12 protein-coding genes are annotated in these 17,167 nt (G+C 61.4%); 11 read left to right on the forward strand and 1 reads right to left on the reverse strand.

All coding sequences use genetic code 11. The annotated features are described in order from the left end of the window. Window positions 1-395: 395 nt before the first annotated feature. From AC3WRD_RS03220 to choV, 3 genes are all read left to right on the forward strand, one after another. Window positions 396-1,343 carry a choline ABC transporter substrate-binding protein gene (locus AC3WRD_RS03220; protein WP_096817750.1) on the forward strand — a complete coding sequence of 316 codons (948 nt, stop codon included), beginning with the start codon at window positions 396-398 and terminating at the stop codon, window positions 1,341-1,343. A 66-nt stretch (window positions 1,344-1,409) separates the two neighbouring features. Next, the gene (gene choW, locus AC3WRD_RS03225) at window positions 1,410-2,255 is read left to right on the forward strand and encodes a choline ABC transporter permease subunit (protein WP_085709139.1); all 846 of its coding nucleotides are present in this window, start codon (window positions 1,410-1,412) and stop codon (window positions 2,253-2,255) included. Further along, window positions 2,252-3,430, forward strand: a complete 1,179-nt coding sequence (gene choV, locus AC3WRD_RS03230; protein WP_096817748.1) for a choline ABC transporter ATP-binding protein — start codon at window positions 2,252-2,254, stop codon at window positions 3,428-3,430. Before choW ends, choV begins: the two co-directional genes overlap by 4 nt. 88 nt (window positions 3,431-3,518) lie before the next feature. On the opposite strand, the gene betT is transcribed toward choV, so the two are convergent. Beyond that, window positions 3,519-5,516, reverse strand: coding sequence for a choline BCCT transporter BetT (gene betT / locus AC3WRD_RS03235; protein WP_096817746.1), 1,998 nt, complete (start codon window positions 5,514-5,516; stop codon window positions 3,519-3,521). Window positions 5,517-5,941: 425 nt separating this feature from the next. Between betT and betI the strand changes: the two genes are divergently transcribed. The 8 genes from betI (at window position 5,942) to AC3WRD_RS03275 (ending at window position 17,151) form a co-directional block, all read left to right on the forward strand. Further along, window positions 5,942-6,535, forward strand: a complete 594-nt coding sequence (betI, locus tag AC3WRD_RS03240) for a transcriptional regulator BetI (RefSeq protein WP_085731629.1) — start codon at window positions 5,942-5,944, stop codon at window positions 6,533-6,535. A gap of 88 nt (window positions 6,536-6,623) precedes the next feature. After that, window positions 6,624-8,096, forward strand: a complete 1,473-nt coding sequence (gene betB / locus AC3WRD_RS03245; protein WP_102619739.1) for a betaine-aldehyde dehydrogenase — start codon at window positions 6,624-6,626, stop codon at window positions 8,094-8,096. A gap of 115 nt (window positions 8,097-8,211) precedes the next feature. Further along, a complete protein-coding gene (betA, locus tag AC3WRD_RS03250; protein ID WP_102619738.1) occupies window positions 8,212-9,915 on the forward strand; it encodes a choline dehydrogenase in 1,704 nt (567 codons plus the stop codon). Window positions 9,916-10,108: 193 nt separating this feature from the next. Continuing rightward, window positions 10,109-11,551 (forward strand): TldD/PmbA family protein, encoded by a 1,443-nt coding sequence (locus AC3WRD_RS03255; RefSeq protein ID WP_102619737.1) that lies wholly within the window; start codon window positions 10,109-10,111, stop codon window positions 11,549-11,551. After that, complete coding sequence (locus AC3WRD_RS03260) at window positions 11,551-12,888, forward strand: TldD/PmbA family protein (protein WP_102619736.1); 1,338 nt, start codon at window positions 11,551-11,553, stop codon at window positions 12,886-12,888. The genes AC3WRD_RS03255 and AC3WRD_RS03260 overlap by 1 nt, the downstream gene beginning before the upstream one ends. Window positions 12,889-12,952: 64 nt before the next feature. Then, window positions 12,953-14,380 carry a multidrug transporter subunit MdtD gene (gene mdtD / locus AC3WRD_RS03265; RefSeq protein ID WP_102619735.1) on the forward strand — a complete coding sequence of 476 codons (1,428 nt, stop codon included), beginning with the start codon at window positions 12,953-12,955 and terminating at the stop codon, window positions 14,378-14,380. Between the two features lie 57 nt (window positions 14,381-14,437). Beyond that, window positions 14,438-15,823: an ATP-dependent RNA helicase DbpA gene (gene dbpA / locus AC3WRD_RS03270; RefSeq protein ID WP_096817735.1), complete on the forward strand. Its 1,386-nt coding sequence runs from the start codon at window positions 14,438-14,440 to the stop codon at window positions 15,821-15,823. A 149-nt stretch (window positions 15,824-15,972) separates the two neighbouring features. Continuing rightward, window positions 15,973-17,151 carry a BaiN/RdsA family NAD(P)/FAD-dependent oxidoreductase gene (locus tag AC3WRD_RS03275; protein WP_102619734.1) on the forward strand — a complete coding sequence of 393 codons (1,179 nt, stop codon included), beginning with the start codon at window positions 15,973-15,975 and terminating at the stop codon, window positions 17,149-17,151. Window positions 17,152-17,167 lie beyond the last annotated feature (16 nt).

A 17,167-nucleotide genomic window follows, 5' to 3' on the forward strand; every position in this document is an offset into this window, starting at 1 on the left:
GCGCCCGCTGGCGGAGCTGCTACGCTCAAGCTGCGATCCGCCGGAATGCCCGCATCATCAGGCTTTTCCCGGGTCGCTCGGCGTCTGACACCGACGCACTCATGCCCACTAACGCCGTGCCGGTTTTCGCCCGTGTTTTCGCCGTTTTTATGCGGTTCAGATGGCCAAACGGGGCTGAAAAAAGCTGTAAACGACGTCACCGACACTGGATGCGACCATCCCTGTACTGGATACGACGCACCCTGTAGGCGTCAGATTTTCACTGGTACATGATCGTATCGACTCGATTGCAAGGCGCCGTGGTAGAGCTGTCTCCAGAACGCCATCCAACCGCAACCTATAAGTGCGGTGGTCCAGTCGGAACACTGCCAAAAAAAACACCAAGGAGTCCATCCATGAAAGGTTCCCCGTCGTTGTTGTTGGCCGCCATGCTGAGTCTGCCGTTACTGGCTCAAGCCGCAGAACCGGCGCAGTGCAGTACCGTTAACTTCTCCGATGTCGGCTGGACCGACATCACCGCAACAACCGCGACCACCAGCGTGGTGCTCGACGCCCTCGGCTACAAGACCAAGACCACCATGATCTCCGTGCCCGTGACCTACAAGTCGCTGGCCGACGGCAAGAACATGGACGTATTCCTCGGCAACTGGATGCCGACCATGGAAAACGACATCAAGGCCTACCGTGATGCCGGCACCGTGGAAGTCGTGCGCACCAACCTCAAGGGTGCCAAATACACCCTCGCCGTACCGCAGGCGCTGTACGACAAGGGCCTGCATGACTTCGCCGACATCGCCAAATTCAAGAAAGAGCTCGACGGCAAGATCTACGGCATCGAGCCTGGCAACGACGGCAACCGCCTGATCCAGAGCATGATCGACAAGGATGCCTTCGGCCTGAAAGCCGCGGGCTTCAAGGTCGTCGAATCGTCCGAAGCGGGCATGCTCTCGCAGGTCGACCGCGCGCAGAAACGCGACACCGCCGTGGTTTTCCTCGGCTGGGCGCCGCACCCGATGAACAAGCGCTTCAAGATTCAATACCTGACCGGCGGCGACGACTTCTTCGGCCCGGATTTCGGTGCAGCCACCGTCGCGACCAACACCCGCAAGGGCTACGTCGAAGAATGCAGCAACGTCGGTCAGTTGCTGAAGAATCTGGAGTTCACCGTCGACATGGAAAGCACCCTGATGGGCAACATCCTGGACGACAAGATGAAGCCTGACGCGGCCGCCAAGGCCTGGCTGAAAAAGAATCCACAGGTGCTCGATACCTGGCTCGCTGGCGTGACCACCATTGACGGTAAACCTGGCCTGGAGGCCGTGAAAGCCAAGTTGAATCAGTAATCGCTTATGCCGGACGGCTCCGGCCGTCCGGGCTGTTTATTTCCTTGCATGCGGACGTTCACTACCATGCTGATTGATCAGAAAATCCCTTTAGGCCAGTACATCGCGGGCTTCGTTGAATGGTTGACGCAACACGGCGCCAGCACCTTCGACGCAATCGCCGTGACCCTGGAAACGATGATCCACGGCGTGACGTTTGCGCTGACCTGGTTCAACCCGCTGGTGTTGATCGGCCTCATCGCTCTGCTCGCGCACTTCATTCAACGCAAATGGGGCCTCACCGCCTTCGTGATCGCCTCCTTTCTGCTGATCCTCAATCTGGGGTACTGGCAGGAAACCATGGAAACCCTCGCCCAGGTCATGTTCGCGACCCTGGTCTGCGTGGTCATCGGCGTGCCGCTGGGCATCGTCGCTGCGCATAAACCGATGTTCTACACTTTGATGAGGCCGGTGCTCGATCTGATGCAGACCGTACCGACCTTCGTTTACCTCATTCCTACCCTGACCCTCTTCGGGCTGGGCGTGGTTCCGGGCCTGATCTCCACGGTGGTGTTCGCCATCGCTGCGCCGATCCGCCTGACCTACCTGGGCATCCGCGATGTCCCGGAAGAACTGATGGACGCCGGCAAGGCCTTCGGCTGCTCGCGTCGCCAACTGCTTTCACGGATCGAACTGCCCCACGCCATGCCAAGCATCGCGGCCGGCATCACCCAGTGCATCATGCTTTCATTGTCGATGGTGGTGATCGCGGCACTGGTGGGCGCCGACGGACTCGGCAAACCGGTGGTCAACGCACTGAACACTGCTGATATCGCCCTGGGCTTCGAAGCGGGCCTGGCGATCGTACTGCTGGCGATCATGCTCGACCGTATCTGCAAACAACCCGACGCAAAAGTAGGGGGTGACGCATGAGCATAATTCGCTTCGATAACGTTGACGTTATCTTCGCCAAGGATCCACGCGAGGCGCTCAAGCTGCTGGATCAGGGCATGACCCGTAACGAGATCCTGAAAAAGACCGGGCAGATTGTCGGCGTTGAAAAGGCCAGCCTGGATATCGAGAAAGGTGAAATCTGCGTACTGATGGGCCTGTCCGGCTCCGGCAAATCCAGCCTGTTGCGCTGCATCAACGGCCTCAACACCGTGAGCCGCGGCAAGCTGTTCGTCGAGCACGAAGGCAAGCAGATCGACATCGCCTCCTGCACCCCGGCCGAACTGAAAATGATGCGCACCAAGCGCATTGCGATGGTGTTCCAGAAGTTCGCCCTGATGCCTTGGTTGACCGTGCGCGAGAACATCAGCTTCGGTCTGGAAATGCAGGGCCGTCCCGAGAAAGAACGGCGCAAACTGGTGGACGACAAGCTTGAGCTGGTCGGCCTGACCCAGTGGCGCAACAAGAAACCCAACGAGCTGTCCGGCGGCATGCAGCAGCGTGTAGGCCTGGCCCGCGCACTGGCGATGGACGCCGACATTCTGCTGATGGACGAACCGTTCTCGGCCCTCGACCCGCTGATCCGTCAGGGTCTGCAGGATGAATTGCTGGAACTGCAACGCAAGCTGAGCAAGACCATCGTGTTCGTGAGCCACGACCTCGACGAGGCGCTGAAACTGGGCAGCCGCATCGCGATCATGAAAGACGGCCGGATCATCCAGTACAGCGTGCCGGAAGAGATCGTGCTCAATCCTGCGGACGATTACGTGCGCACCTTCGTTGCCCACACCAATCCGCTGAACGTGCTCTGCGGTCGCAGCCTGATGCGCACGCTGGACAACTGCAAACGCATCAATGGTTCGGTGTGCCTCGATCCGGGCGGCGATTCGTGGCTGGATCTGGCAGAAGGCAACACCATCAAGGGTGCACGCAAGAACGGTTCGGTACTCGACCTGCAGAACTGGGTACCGGGGCAAGCGGTGGAAGGCCTGGATCGTCGTCCGACACTGGTGGATTCGAACATCGGCATGCGTGACGCCTTGCAGATCCGTTACCAGACCGGAAACAAGCTGGTGCTGCACGACAACAACCATGTGGTGGGGATTCTTGGGGACAGCGAGCTGTATCACGCGCTGCTCGGCAAGAACCTGGGGTAAAGAGAGCAGACACAAAAACGCCGCGAGAGGATCGCGGCGTTTTTGTTTTCATCATTCCCACGCAGGACGTGGGAATGAACAATCGCTATTAGCTGTACACCCGGCCAAGGAGCTGCCGATGGCTTTCAAACTGATCGAGCACATCGCGAGTGATCTGATCCTGCGTGAAGCCCATCAGGTCGTAATCCTGGCTGCCGTTGTGCAGGTACACCTCGGCGCGGTAGTAACGCTGGCGCGCTTCATCGGACTGGGCCGATTCGGTCGGGGTCGCCAGATAGCCGTCCAGGCTCACTTCGTAGACAAAAGGGTTGCCCTCTTCCATCTCGACCCGCACGCCCATGCAACGCTTGGATTTACCCAGCAGCGTCTGCACTTCCAGGCCTTGGGTACGCAGCTGGGCAGCCGCATCGTCCAGCGCCGGAGTAACGTGTTTGTCCATGAAGCGTTGCACCACCGACTGGCTCGGTTGCAGGTCCAGTTGAGTCAGGCGCTCGCTGAAACCACGACGACCGCGCTCAGCCAGTTGCGCTTGCTCCTGTTCGATCTGCACGTCCTGGCGCATGGCCTTGTGCAAGCCGAACATGAAGAACACCAGCACCACCGAGAACGGCAGACCGGCCAGCACCACCATGGTCTGCATGGCTTCGAAGTTACCGGCGAACAGCAGGCCGATGGTCACCAGGGTGATCACGACCGACCAGAAGATCCGCAACCAGTGCGGTGCGTCTTCGTCGACGGTGCCGCCCTTGCACGACAGGTTGGCCATCATTACCGCGCCAGAGTCGGCCGGGGTCAGGAACAGTACGAAACCTACAAAGATCGACACACCGATGACGACTTTCGACGCCGGGTAATGTTCAAGCAACTGATAGATCGCCATCGACGGCTGTTCCAGCGCCGTCTTGCCAAGCTCCACCGCACCGTGGTTCATCACCAGGTCCAGTGCCGAGTTACCGAAGATCGACAGCCACGCCAGGGTGAAGCCCAGCGGAATCAGCAGCACGCCGGCCACCAGTTCACGCACGGTACGACCACGGGAAATCCGCGCGATGAACATGCCGACGAATGGGGCCCAGGAAATCCACCATGCCCAGTAGAACAGAGTCCACAGGCCCAGCCAGCGGTCGGACTTGGCACTGTCGCCTTCATAGACGTACAAATCGAAAGTCTTCAGCACCACGCCGTTGAGGTAGTCGCCGATGTTCTGCACGAAGCCGTTGAGCAGGTGCAGGGTCGGGCCGAACAGCAGCACGAAAATCAGCAGGCCGCTGAACAGAATGATGTTGAGGTTGGACAGACGACGGATGCCGTTTTCCACGCCGGACACGGCAGCGATGGTCGCCACGGTGCTCATCACGATGATCACGATCAGCAGGTTGGTGTTGCTGTGCTCCATGCCGAACAGGTTTTCCAGGCCCGAAGACACTTGCAGCGAGCCGATCCCCAGGTTGGTCACCAGACCCAGCAGGGTCACGAACATGCCGAAACCGTCTACCGCATGACCGGCAGCGCCCTTGACCCAACGCTCGCCCACCAGCGGGTACAGCGCCGAACGCAGTGCCAGCGGCTGGTTATGACGGTAAGCGAAATAGGCAACAGCCAGACCGACCAGTGCGTAGATCGCCCAGCCGTGCAGGCCCCAGTGCAGGAAAGTCAGCTGAACAGCCTGACGCGCCGCCAGGTTGGTAGCGGACGCACCTTCCGGTGGGTTGAAGTAGTGATCCAGCGGCTCGGAGGCGCCGAAGTACAGCAGCGAAATACCGATACCCGACGAGAACAGCATCCCCGCCCAGGCGCCATAGCTGAAATCCGGGGTGTCGTCCTTGCTACCCAGTTTGAGTTTGCCGTAGGAAGAGAACGCCAGGCCCACCACAAACACCAGGTAAGCGGCGATCACCACCATGTAGTACCAGCCGAAGCTGCGGGACAACCAGGCCTGAGCCACTCCCAGCATTCTGCCGGCCTCTTGCGGGGCGATGATCAGAATGGCGGTCAACAACAGAATCAACGCGGTCGAGGTGTAGAACACCCAACCGTTGACCGTCACCTTCTCGGGCGGGGTCTTTATAAGCGAGGCAGAACTCATGGCACAAATGCTCCAGGCAGTGCGAGAGAAGAACACAAGGCAACACGGAACCCGACCAATCGGTTAGTTGGCAGCCGACCGGCGGGTGATATAAAGACACCCCGAAAAAAGCCCGAACCTGCAGAGATGGCACCGCGTATCGCCGTCGTGGCCGAGGTCTGGACGTTCATCCGAAACCTGGCCGCGAGCGTCTTGCCCATTCAACACGTCCATCGAACGTCGAACCGCGCCTTGCCCCGCGCAGGTTTCGAGCATTTTCGGATGTCGGTTTATCGCCACTTACACGTAGGAAAAATCTGTAGGCAGCGACGATTTGTCGCAGATCTTATTCTTTGTTGATTGAACGTTCAATCAAAACAAAATAGACTGGCCCTCAATCCGATCGGCGTTTATCGCCCGTTGGAAGGCCTAAGGAGATGTGCAAGATGCCCAAGGTCGGTATGCAACCCATCCGCCGCCAACAACTGATCGAAGCCACTTTGCAGGCCGTCGATCAGGTCGGAATGGGGGACGCCAGCATTGCGCTGATCGCCCGTTTGGCCGGTGTCTCGAATGGCATCATCAGTCACTATTTTCAGGACAAGAACGGCCTGATTGCCGCCACGATGCGGTATCTGATGAGCGTCCTCAGCGAGAACGTCACCGCGCGCCGTCAGGCGCTGGCAGACAGCAGCCCCCGGGCGCATCTGCAGGTGATCATCGAAGGCAACTTCGACGCCAGCCAGGTCAATGGCCCGGCAATGAAAACCTGGCTGGCCTTCTGGGCCACCAGCATGCACCAGCCGTCTTTGCACAGGTTGCAGCGGATCAACGATCACCGTCTGTATTCCAACCTGTGCTGCGAGTTCCGCCGTGTGTTGCCGCTCGAAGATGCGCGCAGCGCCGCCCGCGGACTGGCAGCTCTGATTGACGGCTTGTGGTTGCGCGGCGCGCTGTCGGGAGACGCTTTCGACACCGCGCAGGCGCAACAGATCGCTTACGAATACATGGATTTCCAATTGGCCAAGAAGGTGAGCTAGAGCACAGAGAAAACGCTCGGCCCCTGAACGCCACCGCAGCCTGATCGCGGTGGTCAACGCCAACCACTTATGCACTTGCGAGGACACTATGGCCCGTTTCGAACTGCAAAAACTCTACATCGATGGCGCGTACTCCGACGCCGGCAGCGATGCCACCTTCGAAGCCATCAACCCGGCTAACGGTGAAGTCCTCGCACAAGTGCAACGTGCGACCAAGGAAGACGTCGAGCGCGCAGTCGTCAGCGCCGAAAAGGGCCAGAAAATCTGGGCCGCGATGACCGCCATGGAGCGTTCACGCATCCTGCGTCGCGCCGTCGACATCCTGCGCGAGCGCAACGATGAACTGGCTGCTCTGGAAACACTGGACACCGGCAAGGCTTACTCCGAAACCAAATACGTCGACATCGTTACCGGCGCCGACGTGCTGGAATACTACGCAGGCCTGGTACCCGCCATCGAAGGCGAGCAGATCCCGCTGCGTGACACCGCATTCGTCTACACCCGTCGTGAGCCGCTGGGCGTGGTTGCCGGTATCGGCGCGTGGAACTACCCGATCCAGATCGCCCTGTGGAAATCCGCTCCAGCCCTGGCGGCCGGTAACGCGATGATCTTCAAGCCAAGCGAAGTCACCTCGCTGACCACCCTGAAACTGGCCGAGATCTACACCGAAGCCGGCGTTCCGAACGGCGTGTTCAACGTACTGACCGGTAGCGGCCGTGAAGTCGGCACCTGGCTGACCGAGCACCCGCGCATCGAGAAAATCTCCTTCACCGGCGGCACCGACACTGGCAAGAAGGTCATGGCCAGCGCTTCGGCTTCGTCGCTCAAAGACGTGACCATGGAGCTGGGCGGCAAGTCCCCGCTGATCATCTGCGACGACGCCGACCTGGATCGCGCCGCCGACACCGCCATGATGGCCAACTTCTACAGCTCCGGTCAGGTCTGCACCAACGGCACTCGCGTGTTCGTGCCGGCGCACCTGAAAGCCGCTTTCGAAGCCAAGATCGTCGAGCGCGTTGCCCGCATCCGCGTTGGCAACCCGGAAGACGAAAACACCAACTTCGGCCCGCTGGTCAGCTTCGCGCACATGGAAAACGTGCTGGGCTACATCGCCAAGGGTAAAGAAGAAGGCGCTCGCGTTCTGTGCGGCGGCGACCGTCTGACCGACGGCGAATTCGCCAAAGGCGCGTTCGTGGCACCGACCGTGTTCACCGACTGCAACGACGACATGACCATCGTCCGTGAAGAAATCTTCGGCCCGGTAATGGCGATTCTGACCTACGAAACCGAAGAAGAAGTGATCCGCCGTGCCAACGACACCGACTTCGGCCTGGCCGCCGGTATCGTCACCCGCGACCTGAACCGCGCCCACCGCGTGATTCATCAACTGGAAGCCGGTATCTGCTGGATCAACGCCTGGGGCGAGTCCGACGCAAAAATGCCGGTCGGCGGTTACAAGCAGTCGGGCGTTGGCCGTGAGAACGGCATCAGCTCGCTGAACAACTTCACTCGCATCAAATCGGTACAGGTCGAGCTGGGCGATTACGTCTCGGTGTTCTAAGACCCGCCATCGTGCGCTGCCCGCGAAGCCGCCTTCGCGGGCATGTCTGCTCGCCGCTCCCACACGGGAAGCGCTGGCTGTCTGACCTGACCAATTTTCAAAGAGGGTGCATTCAATGTCCCAAGAATTCGATTACATCATCGTGGGTGCCGGTTCTGCCGGTAACACCCTGGCGACCCGTCTGACTGAAGACGAAGGCGTCACCGTCCTGCTGCTCGAAGCAGGCGGCCCGGACTACCGCATGGACTTCCGCACGCAGATGCCGGCCGCACTGGCCTTCCCGCTGCAAGGCCGTCGCTACAACTGGGCGTACGAAACCGATCCGGAACCGTACATGGACGGTCGCCGGATGGAATGCGGTCGCGGCAAGGGCCTCGGCGGTTCCTCGCTGATCAACGGCATGTGCTACATCCGCGGCAACGCGATGGACTACGACGGCTGGTCGAAACTGCCAGGCCTGGAAGACTGGACCTACCTCGACTGCCTGCCGTACTTCCGCAAAGCGGAAACCCGCGACATCGGCCCGAACGACTACCACGGTGGCGAAGGTCCGGTCAGCGTGACCACGCCGAAGGCGGGCAACAACCCGCTGTTCCACGCCATGGTTGAAGCTGGCGTACAAGCCGGTTACCCGCGCACCGAAGACTTGAACGGCTACCAGCAGGAAGGCTTCGGCCCGATGGACCGCACCGTGACGCCGAAAGGCCGTCGTGCTTCCACCGCCCGTGGTTACCTGGACGTGGCCAAGAAGCGTTCGACCCTGACCATCGTCACCCACGCCCTGACCGACAAAGTCTTGTTCGACGGCAAACGTGCCGTTGGCGTGCGTTACCTGGTCGGCGCTGCCGAAGAGCGCGTTGAAGCCCGCGCCCGTAAAGAAGTCATCGTCTGCTCCGGCGCGATCGCTTCGCCGCAACTGCTGCAACGCTCCGGCGTAGGCCCGGCGAAACTGCTGGAAAGCCTCGACATCCCGGTCGTTCACGATCTGCCGGGCGTCGGCGAAAACCTGCAGGATCACCTCGAGCTGTACCTGCAATTCGCTTGCACCCAACCGGTCTCGCTGTACCCGTCGCTGCTCTGGTACAACCAGCCGGCCATCGGTGCCGAGTGGCTGTTCAACGGCACCGGCATCGGCGCCAGCAACCAGTTCGAAGCCGGCGGTTTCATCCGTACTCGCGAAGAGTTCGAATGGCCGAACATCCAGTACCACTTCCTGCCGGTGGCGATTAACTACAACGGCAGCAACGGTGTGCAAGAGCACGGTTTCCAGGCGCACATGGGTTCCATGCGTTCGCCGAGCCGTGGTCGCATCCAGGTCAAATCCAAGGATCCGCGCCAGCACCCGAGCATCCTGTTCAACTACATGGCCACCGAACAAGACTGGCAGGAATTCCGCGACGGCATCCGCCTGACCCGTGAAATCATGCAACAGCCTGCACTGGACGCTTTCCGTGGCCGCGAAATCAGCCCGGGCATCGAAGTGCAAACCGATGAGCAGCTGGACAAGTTCATCCGCGAGCACGCCGAAACCGCGTTCCACCCGTCCTGCTCGTGCAAGATGGGCACCGACGAGATGGCCGTAGTGGATGGCGAAGGCCGCGTGCATGGCATGCAGGGTCTGCGTGTGGTCGATGCCTCGATCATGCCGATCATCACCACCGGCAACCTGAACGCGCCGACGATCATGATGGCCGAGAAAATCGCCGACAAGATCCGTGGCCGTCAGCCACTGCCACGCAGCAAGGCGCCGTACTACGTCGCTGGCGATGCGCCGGTGAAAGGCAAGGCACTGCGTGATGTGAGTGCTGTTGCTCAGTAAGTCGTAATACCGGGCGGTGATCGTTCCCATGCAATGTGGGAACGATCAGCCGACTCAAAGCAGTAAATCCTCCTACACCCCCTCTTCACTTGATCCTACCCCCACGCAGGCCTACTCTAGTCCTCGCGCAATCGTTTCACCCCTCCCCGCCGAATCCGCTTCGCCGCTACTCCCATAACAAGGAGGTTCCCTGATGTTCGATTTCCACCCCCAGCTCAAGCAGCGCTTCGCTGCCTTGCGCACGGGCGCCGAGTTTTTTTCCCTGCGGTATGTACGCGAGTCCGGCCAGTACCTGTCGGTGCGCAAGAACGTTGCCGAACCGCCGAGCCTGAGCCGCGACGAAGGTGCGATGCTCACCGTTCGCGTCAACGGCGTCGAAGCCTACGCCGCGACCAATGACCTGTCGCAACAAGGCCTGCAAGCCGCCCTCGAGCGCGCCGAACAGCAGGCCCGGCGGATCAAGCCCCACGCCCTGCTCGACCTGAGCCAGCAGCCGGTGTCCAGCGACCGCGCTGACTACTTTTCACCCAATCTCGAACAACCCTTCCCGTCCCTGAGCGAATGCTTCGAGCTGCTCGGCTCGGAGTCCGCCTCGGTGCCAAAGGATGAGCGCCTGGTGAATTGGGAAGTGAGCATCGGCATCACCCATGTTGAACAGATCTACCTGAGCAGTGCCGGGGCCGAATTGCGCCAGGCCCAGCGCTTCGTTTATCCGGGCCTGGACGTCACCGCCTACGACGGCAACGACAGCCAGACCCGCAGCCTCGGCCGCGAGAACTTCGGCCAGCAGGGCGGCGCCGACGTGATCAGCCGTTGCGGCCTGATCGGCGCCGGCCCGCAAGTCGCCGATCAGGCGCTGCAATTGCTGCTCGCGCCGAACACCCCGCAAGGCCCGCGCGACCTGCTGCTGATGCCTGACCAGATGATGCTGCAGATCCATGAATCCATTGGTCACCCACTGGAACTGGACCGGATCCTCGGCGACGAGCGTAATTACGCCGGCACCAGTTTCGTCAAAACCTCGGATTTCGGCAGCCTGCAATACGGCTCGAAACTGCTCAACGTGACGTTCGATCCGGGCATTCCCGAAGAACTGGCGAGTTACGGTCACGATGACGACGGTTCCAAAGCCAGCAAGCAATTCCTGATTCGCGAAGGCCTGTTGGTACGGCCGCTGGGCGGTGCACTGTCGCAGTTCCGCGCAGGTCTGGACGGCGTCGCCAACAGCCGCGCCTGCGGCTGGAACCGACCGCCCATCGACCGCATGGCCAACCTCAACATCGAGCCGGGCGATCAGCCGCTGGAACAACTGATCGGCGGCATCGAAAACGGCATCCTGATGAGCACCAACCGTTCGTGGTCGATCGACGATGCACGCAATAAATTCCAGTTCGGCTGCGAATGGGGCCAGTTGATTGAAAACGGCGAACTCAAAGGCGTGGTGAAGAACCCGAACTACCGGGGCATTTCCGCGCACTTCTGGAAAAGCCTGCGCGCAGTCGGCAACACCGGCACCACCCGGGTGCTGGGCACGCCGAACTGCGGCAAGGGCGAACCGAACCAGGTGATCCGCGTCGGCCATGCTTCGCCGGCCTGCGTGTTCAGCAATGTTGATGTGTTTGGGGGAGACGCCTGATGAGTATTTCCAAGAGCCAGGTCGAAGCCTTCAAGGTTCTGGTCAACTGGCTGCGCGATACCGTGCGCGAGCCGGAACAATTCACCCTGAGTTACGACGCCGAATCGTCGGCCTTCGTCCGCTTCAACCACGCCAAGGTGCGTCAGGCCGGGCAAGTGCAGCAAGCCGGTATCGGCCTGAAACTGATCGACGACGGTCGCCATGCCGACCTGCACATCACCCTGTCCGGCGAGCCGACCACCGACCTGCAACGTCTGGCCGAAGGCCTGCAGCAACTGCGCGAAACCTTGCCGCTGCTGCCGCAGGATCCTTACCTGTTGCTCAACCACAATGGCTGGCAGAGCAAGAACGTGCAGGAGCATCCGCTGCCGGACACCGAACAGGTCGTGGCGGAAATCGCTCAAGCGGCCGAAGGTCTGGATCTGGTCGGCTTCTATGCCGCCGGCCCGATCAGTCGTGGCTTCGCCAGTTCTTCCGGCGCGTTCGGTTGGCATCAGGCCAACAGCTTCAACTTCGACTTCAGCCTGTTCCACGAGAACGGCGAAGCGGTGAAAGCCAGCTACGCCGGGCACGAGTGGAGCAGCGAAGGTTTCGCCAAACGCTTCCAGCAGGCCCGCGAGCAACTCGAGTTTCTGGGGCGACCGCTGCGCACCTTGCCGCCCGGTCAATACCGCGCCTATCTGGCGCCCGCAGCCCTGGAAGAAATCATGGGCATGCTGTGCTGGGGCGGTTTCTCGGCGCAGTCGATTGCCAGCAAGAGCAGCCCGTTGCAGAAGCTGTATGCCGGCGACCAGGCGTTCAGCCCGCTGGTGTCCCTCGACGAGAAAGTCAGCGACTCGCTGAGCCCGGCGTTTTCCGGTGAAGGTTACCCGCGCAGCGATCTGCGGTTGATCATCGAAGGCAAGGCGGGTGACCAGTTGGTCGGTTCGCGCAGTGCCGCCGAATACGGTCTGACGGCCAACGGTGCCGGCGGTGGTGAGTCGCCGAGTGCGCTGAACATGGGCGTAGGCAATCTGCCGCAGGCCGAGATCCTCAAGCAGTTGGGCACCGGCTTGTACATCAGCAACCTGTGGTACCTGAACTTCTCCGATCAACCGGCCGCGCGCCTGACCGGCATGACCCGGTTTGCCACGTTCTGGGTTGAAAACGGCGAAATTCAGGCGCCGGTCAGCACCATGCGTTTCGACGACAGCGCCTACAGCCTGCTGGGTTCGCAGCTGGAAGCGTTGACTGCCGAGCGTGAGTTGCTGCTGTCGGCGAGCACCTACAGCCAGCGCAATACGTCGTCGGCGCTGCTGCCGGGGGCGTTGGTGAGCCGATTGACCCTGACGCTCTGATACAAATCGTTCCCGCGCCTTGCGCGGGAACGATCATTCACGGCCCTACACCACAAGAGGTTCCATGCCCAACCGCCCGCCTCTCGACGCCATCACCGCCCGCTGGTTGCCGTGGGTCATCGCCATCGCTTTCTTCATGCAGTCCCTCGACGGGACCATCCTCAACACCGCCCTGCCGGCCATGGCCCGGGATCTCGCTGAAGACCCGTTGCGCATGCAGGGTGTGATCATCGCCTACATGCTCACCGTGGCCCTGCTGATCCCGGCCTCTGGCTGGATCGCCGATCGCTTCGGCACCAAGAAAATCTTCTTCGGCGCGATCCTGCTGTTCAGCATCGGCTCGTTGCTCTGCGCCCTGTCGAGCAGCCTGAGCATGCTGATCGGCGCCCGGGTGATTCAGGGCCTCGGCGGCGCACTGATGTTGCCGGTCGGGCGGCTGGTGGTGCTGCGCGCCTACCCGCGTTCGGAACTGGTGCGGATCATGGGCTTCATTACCATTCCCGGCCTGCTCGGCCCGCTGATCGGCCCGACCATGGGCGGCTGGATGGTGCAATACCTGACGTGGCACTGGATCTTTTTGATCAATCTGCCGGTCGGTGTCATCGGCTGCTACGCGGTGTGGAAGTTCATCCCCGACCTGCGCGGCACCGAACGTACGCGTTTCGATAGCCTGGGTTTCCTGCTGTTCGGCGCGGCGATGGTGCTGATCACCATCGCCATGGAAGGCCTCGGCGAACTGCACCTGCCGCACTTGCGGGTGATGCTGTTGCTGTTCGGCAGCATGGCGTGTCTGGCGGCGTACTGGCTGCGCGCCGGGCACATCGACAATCCGCTGTTCGCGCCGTCGCTGTTCAAGACCCGCACCTTCGCGGTCGGCATCCTCGGCAACCTGTTCGCCCGACTGGGCAGCGGCGCCCTGCCGTTTCTGGTGCCGTTGCTGCTGCAAGTGGCGCTGGGTTATTCGCCGTCCCAGGCCGGGATGAGCATGCTGCCGCTGGCGGCTGCCGCGATGGTCGCCAAGTGGGGCGCGCGGCCGCTGATCGAACGCCTCGGCTATCGCATCGTGCTGACCGGCAACACGCTGTTTCTGGGGATCATGCTGGCGAGCATGGGCCTGGTCAGCGAGCAGACGCCGTACTGGCTGCTGCTGTGCCTGCTGGCGATTCTCGGGGCAATCAACTCGCTGCAATTCACCGCGATGAACACCGTGACCCTGATCGACCTCGACGACGCCAGCGCCAGCAGCGGCAACAGCCTGCTATCGGTGGTGGCGCAGTTGTCGCTGAGCCTCGGTGTGGCGTGCGCCGGCGCGCTGCTCGGCGGCTTCACGGCGGAGATCGGAAACGACGGCGTTGAGACCGTGTTGGGCGCGTTTCAGCTCACGTTCGTGACTGTTGGGATCATGGCGATGCTGGCGGCGACGATTTTCTCCCAGCTCTCGAAGAATGACGGACGGCGCGTCAGACGTCCGGAAGAACACATCGAGTCTTAGGGCTAATGGCCACCGGGCTGGTACACTGCGCGACATTTTGTTTTGCAGGCCAGTCCCGTGACCACCATCGCCACCGCTTTTAATACTTTGCCGCTGTCCGCCGCCATGCTGGCTAACCTCGAATCGCTCGGTTATGCCCAGATGACGCCGATCCAGGCGCAGAGCTTGCCGGTGATCCTCAAGGGGATGGACCTGATCGCCCAGGCCAAGACCGGCAGCGGCAAGACCGCCGCGTTCGGCATCGGCCTGCTGAACCCGATCAATCCGCGCTACTTCGGCTGCCAGGCGCTGGTGATTTGCCCGACTCGCGAACTGGCCGACCAGGTCGCCAAGGAAATCCGTCGTCTGGCCCGCGCCGAAGACAACATCAAGGTCCTGACCCTGTGCGGCGGCGTGTCGTTCGGCCCGCAGATCGGCTCGCTGGAGCACGGCGCGCACATCATCGTCGGCACCCCGGGCCGCATCCAGCAGCACCTGCGCAAGGGTTCGCTGGTCCTCGACGGCCTCAACACACTGATCCTCGACGAAGCCGACCGCATGCTCGACATGGGTTTCTACGACGCCATCGAAGACATCATCGAGCAGACCCCGGCCCGTCGTCAGACCTTGCTGTTCTCCGCGACCTACCCGGTGGGCATCAAGCAACTGGCGTCGAAGTTCATGCGTGATCCGCAAACGGTGAAAGCCGAAGCGTTCCACGACGACACGCAGATCGAACAGCGCTTCTACGAGATTTCCCCGGAAGAGCGCATGAGCGCGGTGACCAAGGTCCTGCACCACTTCCGTCCAGCTTCCACCGTGGCATTCTGCTTCACCAAGCAGCAAGTGCAGGAAACCGTCGATCACCTGACTTCCAAAGGCATTTCCGCCGTCGGCCTGCACGGCGATCTGGAACAGCGTGACCGCGATCAGGTATTGGCAATGTTCGCCAACCGCAGCACTTCGGTACTGGTCGCCACGGACGTTGCCGCCCGTGGTCTGGACATCGATGCACTGGACATGGTGATCAACGTCGAGCTGGCCCGCGACTCGGAAATCCACATTCACCGCGTCGGCCGTACCGGTCGTGCCGGCGAGAAAGGCATCGCGGTCAGCCTGGTGGCGCCGTCGGAAGCACACCGCGCGCAAGCCATCGAACAACTGCAGAAAACCCCGCTGAACTGGGATCAGGTGGACAACCTGAAATCCCAGGGCGGTGCCCCGCTGCAACCGCCGATGAGCACGCTGTGCATCGGTGGCGGCCGTAAAGACAAGGTGCGCCCGGGCGACATTCTTGGCGCACTGACCGGCGATGCCGGCATCCCTGGCGCTCAGGTTGGCAAGATCGCGATCTTCGACTTCCAGTCCTATGTGGCGGTTGAGCGCACCGTGGTCATGCAGGCGCTGCAACGTTTGAACAACGGCAAGATCAAGGGTCGTTCGCTGCGCGTACGCGTCCTCTGACCTGATCGTTCCCGCGTCGAGGCGTCGAACCGTCCGCGCGGGAATGCATCCTGTGACGCTCCGCGTCACGATTTAAAAGCGGACGCAGAGCGTCCATGGCGGCATTCCCACGCAGAGCGTGGGAACGATCATTGTGTGAGGACACCGTTTTGCGCTCTACCGAAGTCGTGATCATTGGCGCTGGCGCCGCAGGGTTGATGTGTGCACTGACCGCCGCCGGGCGCGGGCGTCAGGTGCTGCTGCTCGACCACGCGAACAAGGCCGGCAAGAAAATCCTGATGTCCGGCGGTGGGCGCTGCAACTTCACCAACATGTACACCGAGCCGAGCAATTTCCTTTCGCAGAATTCGCACTTCTGCAAATCCGCGCTGGCCCGCTACACCCAGTGGGATTTCATCGGCATGGTCGCCAAACACGGCGTGCCGTATCACGAGAAAAAGCTCGGCCAGTTGTTCTGCGATAACAAATCCAGCGACATCCTCGGCATGCTGCTGGACGAGTGCGATCAGGTCGGCGTCAACCTGCACCTGGACACCTCGATCCAGACCATCGAGAAAGTCGAGGGCGGTTACCTGCTCGACACCACCCTCGGGCAGATCCAGTGCCAGTCGCTGGTGATCGCCACCGGCGGCCTGTCGATCCCGACGTTGGGTGCCACCGGTTTCGGTTATCAGGTCGCCAAGCAATTCGGCCACGACCTGCTGCCGACCCGCGCCGGTCTGGTGCCGTTCACCATCACCGATCAACTCAAGGATCTGTGCACCGAACTATCCGGCACCTCGGTGGATTGCCTGGTCAGCTGCAACGACCAGAGCTTTCGCGAGAACATCCTGTTCACTCACCGCGGCCTCAGCGGCCCGGCGATTCTGCAGATTTCCTCCTTCTGGGAGCCGGGCGACACGGTCGAGATCAACCTGCTGCCCGATCACGACGCGGCGAGCTGGCTGCAACAGCAAACCGCCGAACGCCCGAACAGCGAACTGAAAACCCTGCTCGGTGAAATCTTCACCAAGAAGATGGCCAACCTGCTGGCGGACAACTGGTTCGTCTCCAAACCGATGAAGCAGTACACCCACGCCGAACTCGCGGACATCGCCGAGAAGCTCGGCAGCTGGAAAGTCGTCCCGGCCGGCACCGAAGGCTACCGCACCGCCGAAGTCACCCTCGGTGGCGTCGACACCCGCGAAGTCTCGTCCAAGACCATGGAATCGCTGAAAAGCCCGGGCCTCTATTTTGTTGGCGAAGTGCTGGATGTCACCGGGCATCTGGGCGGATTCAACTTCCAGTGGGCCTGGGCATCGGGTTACGCGGCGGCGCAATACGTCTGATTCGAAGGCCGGGCGG

The sequence above is a fragment of the Pseudomonas sp. FW215-R2 genome, assembly GCF_058789255.1.

What these genes read in the sequence shown, in the direction of transcription:
- choV (WP_096817748.1), top strand. Translation starts at nt 2,252, where the DNA reads ATGAGCATAATTCGCTTCGATAACGTTGACGTTATCTTCGCCAAGGAT.
- betA (WP_102619738.1), top strand. Translation starts at nt 8,212, where the DNA reads ATGTCCCAAGAATTCGATTACATCATCGTGGGTGCCGGTTCTGCCGGT.
- betI (WP_085731629.1), top strand. Translation starts at nt 5,942, where the DNA reads ATGCCCAAGGTCGGTATGCAACCCATCCGCCGCCAACAACTGATCGAA.
- betT (WP_096817746.1), bottom strand. Translation starts at nt 5,516, where the DNA reads ATGAGTTCTGCCTCGCTTATAAAGACCCCGCCCGAGAAGGTGACGGTC.
- AC3WRD_RS03255 (WP_102619737.1), top strand. Translation starts at nt 10,109, where the DNA reads ATGTTCGATTTCCACCCCCAGCTCAAGCAGCGCTTCGCTGCCTTGCGC.
- mdtD (WP_102619735.1), top strand. Translation starts at nt 12,953, where the DNA reads ATGCCCAACCGCCCGCCTCTCGACGCCATCACCGCCCGCTGGTTGCCG.
- choW (WP_085709139.1), top strand. Translation starts at nt 1,410, where the DNA reads ATGCTGATTGATCAGAAAATCCCTTTAGGCCAGTACATCGCGGGCTTC.
- AC3WRD_RS03220 (WP_096817750.1), top strand. Translation starts at nt 396, where the DNA reads ATGAAAGGTTCCCCGTCGTTGTTGTTGGCCGCCATGCTGAGTCTGCCG.
- betB (WP_102619739.1), top strand. Translation starts at nt 6,624, where the DNA reads ATGGCCCGTTTCGAACTGCAAAAACTCTACATCGATGGCGCGTACTCC.
- AC3WRD_RS03260 (WP_102619736.1), top strand. Translation starts at nt 11,551, where the DNA reads ATGAGTATTTCCAAGAGCCAGGTCGAAGCCTTCAAGGTTCTGGTCAAC.